This window comes from Moorena sp. SIO3B2 (assembly GCF_010692525.1).
Taxonomy (GTDB): Bacteria; Cyanobacteriota; Cyanobacteriia; order Cyanobacteriales; family Coleofasciculaceae; genus Moorena; species Moorena producens.
This window is the reverse complement of sequence record NZ_JAAHHE010000605.1, coordinates 1-2,869: the sequence shown is the minus strand read 5'-3', so window position 1 is coordinate 2,869 and position 2,869 is coordinate 1. Positions and strand designations below refer to the sequence as shown.

The following is a 2,869-nucleotide window of genomic DNA, read 5'->3' as shown; positions in this document are numbered from 1 at the left end:
GAAAGCTCGCACGTGGCTCTGTGGTTCTACAACTAAGGATCTCTTTCTCGATCTGATGCTTGGGATCGCTGGAATCGGAATGCACTTTTTGCGGCTAGCCTATCCGGAGCGAGTCCCTTCCCCTCTGATGCTCGATCCGCCTCCATCAGCATAAGCCGATAGACCTAGATTGAGGGGAAAGCTTGTGTCGGTGAAGGTAGACTCTGGGATTATTATTGTCGTGGTTGTAATTTTGTTGGTTTAATTGGTTGAAAAAGCTATGTCAAAAGAAGCGGTGGAGAAGTTTTATGAAGCTCTTGAAAATACAGAAGCATTGAGACAGCAAGTTAAGGTAATCACAACGGAAGAAGAGCTGGTTAAACTTGGTGCCAATCACGGTTATTGTTTTACCAAAAAAGATATAGCAGCAGCAAATGCTTCTTATGTTCCCAAGAGTGACAAACCTCTGATTTCCATTGATTGTTCTGAGTCTGCTTCTGATAAAGGGTTCCCCCACGCTTATCACTACGAGTTTAAGTTTTCCGAGATTCCAGGGTTTGAGAAAATTGCTGAGGAGGTCGGAAAGCTCAAAATCAAGCCAGATACGGTGGATATAGGGCTGTATGAAAAGAGTTTTTGGGAAGCAAATTTAAAATTTGCCGATGTTTCCCCAGCTGATCCAGAATTCCAACAGCGGTATCTCAAATCATTGCGCTCCTACCTGGATCAAGGTGTGGCTTCATCCCAGCCTGAATATGCCTGGAGTCAGTTCCACTTAATTAATCTGGATCGGTATGTTGACCATTCCCTTTACGATGATTATTTTAGGACGAAAGTAAAGTTAATCGAACTCCTGGAAGAGTTCTTTGGAGCTGAAATTAGGTTCTCAGGAAGCTTATGGTATCCGCCGAATGCTTATCGGATGTGGCACACGAACGAAACTCAGCCAGGTTGGCGGATGTATTGCGTTGATTTTGATCGCTGTGAATTCAATGGGGATGGCAAACCATTTTTCCGCTACATGAATCCCGAAACCAAAGAGTTAGTAACCCTTGAGGAGAAGCCGAAAGTGGTTAGATTCTTCAAGATCGAAAGCGAGCCACACAAGTTGCTGTGGCATTGTATTGTTAATAAAACCCAAGCAAACCGGTGGAGTTTTGGCTTTAACGTTTCTGATCAATGGATGAATAAGTTACTCAAGCCTAAGGTAAAATTGACAGCAAACTGAAATAAAAAAAATGAGATCAAAAAACTATGTTCTAAACTAGCCTAAAAAATGTTTTATGTGAAATACTCCTGTGACTTGTTGCTAAAGAAAATAATTATACCAATACTGTACACATGGTATGATTAGGAAAAATAGATGAAGGAGTTACACTCTTCTTGGGTAAACTTAAATATTACTTCATCAAACTTATCCATAATGAACAAATTTATAATGATCAAATTTACTAGTAATGGTAAAAAAGCTAAGTTGGGATAAGTTCAATCAAGCAGACTCGAACACATTACTAAAAAAAACTACTCGAAGACACTATGGTCAAGATCAAGCATAATCCTAAAGAATATAGAGAAGATAAAGATAGAGGTGGTGACAGGGATGAAATTCGGCAAATACAGATATTGATGCTCTTGTGTTTATGTCTGTCCTCTGAAGGCACGCTCTACGACTTGCTGAAGATGGCATTGGCGACCCCTGGGCACCAGACATTGAATCGGGTAACTCCACCGGAAGATGTTAGTATAGATGGTCTATTTGAGTGGTTGGGTAAGCTGTTTGGTGAAGCAGAAGTGACAGAAGGAGAAAGGGATTTGATTCTCTGGCAAAACGATATCAAAAATATGTGGCCAGCGATTAGTGAGCTCAGAGCAATCGAGGAGAAGCTTGGGTTTAAGATTACCATCGAAAAGAAGAGCTAAGTTGTGCACAAAGTTCACTATCAGCTAGTGATACTTTCTTAGGGTAAATGTTAGAGGGTGGGGGATTATAGCTTCCCCCACCCTCCACGTAATCCTACAAATTAAGACTACAAATTAAGACTAAACATTAAGACACAATTGAACATAATTACTGTTTTCTGAATCCACTGACTGAGTATTACCAGACCTAGCAGATAAATCATTATCCAGCCAACTCTCACTAGTGCCTAACCTCAGAGCATCACTAGCTAACCACCTCTGGAACACTTCCATGCGACCATCTTCTGGACTAACTAGCTGATAAACTCTGAACCGCTTTTTTCCTTGGCTCTGATAACGAATACACTGTAAGCCATAGCCGATTTTATCCAAGAAGCGCCTAATAATAACAATCGGAGTTGCTTTCTTAGCTAGTCCTATTCCGGTGATGGTTTTGATAGCACAACGGTTTGCTAATGCGATCGCAGCCATCTCCTGCAAGTCCTGATCAGTATTTTTGAGTTCTCGTTCCAGATTTTCTAATAGAATTGGTATCCCCAAAACTTTCATAGTACCAATCATTGCTCCTAGCACAGCACGATTGAAATCCGGTATAAATATACTCCCTTGACCTTGCTCAATTAACAGTCGCGCTACCTTAGCATCCCGTTCTGCTAGATGTTGCTGACCTAGGGTAAGAAAATAATGGAGCCGTAGCTGCTTATACCAGCCTTGGTCATCTTTGAGTACCAGTTCTGGTGTGACTGGGATGGCATAACGCTGCTTTAAATCGTACTTCCGTAGTGAGCGACGTTCCGATGGTTTTTTGACTAGGCGTTTGCTAATCGTTTGATATTGGCTATCACTGAAGTCTTGACTAGATGCGATCGCATTACACTCAGCCTGATAGTTTTGGTCTCTAACTGCAGTAATCGCTGCCATCAGAGCATTCTGTGCTCCCAACTCTTCCGCTTGGGGTGAACCCTTAGAC

2 protein-coding genes and 1 pseudogene are annotated in these 2,869 nt (G+C 41.7%); 2 read left to right on the top strand and 1 reads right to left on the bottom strand.

Going from position 1 to position 2,869, the window contains the following annotated elements; genetic code table 11:
• The first annotated feature begins 259 nt into the window (after positions 1-259).
• A complete protein-coding gene (locus tag F6K38_RS38710; protein ID WP_287263842.1) occupies positions 260-1,207 on the top strand; it encodes a Nif11-like leader peptide family natural product precursor in 948 nt (315 codons plus the stop codon).
• 308 nt (positions 1,208-1,515) lie between these two features.
• Positions 1,516-1,899 carry a DurN family substrate-assisted peptide maturase gene (locus tag F6K38_RS38705; protein ID WP_287360248.1) on the top strand — a complete coding sequence of 128 codons (384 nt, stop codon included), beginning with the start codon at positions 1,516-1,518 and terminating at the stop codon, positions 1,897-1,899.
• 120 nt (positions 1,900-2,019) lie between these two features.
• Here the strand turns inward: F6K38_RS38705 and F6K38_RS38700 are convergent.
• Positions 2,020-2,869, bottom strand: a pseudogene (locus F6K38_RS38700) (plasmid replication protein, CyRepA1 family); the annotation flags it as partial.

What these genes read in the sequence shown, in the direction of transcription:
- F6K38_RS38710 (WP_287263842.1), top strand. Translation starts at nt 260, where the DNA reads ATGTCAAAAGAAGCGGTGGAGAAGTTTTATGAAGCTCTTGAAAATACA.
- F6K38_RS38705 (WP_287360248.1), top strand. Translation starts at nt 1,516, where the DNA reads ATGGTCAAGATCAAGCATAATCCTAAAGAATATAGAGAAGATAAAGAT.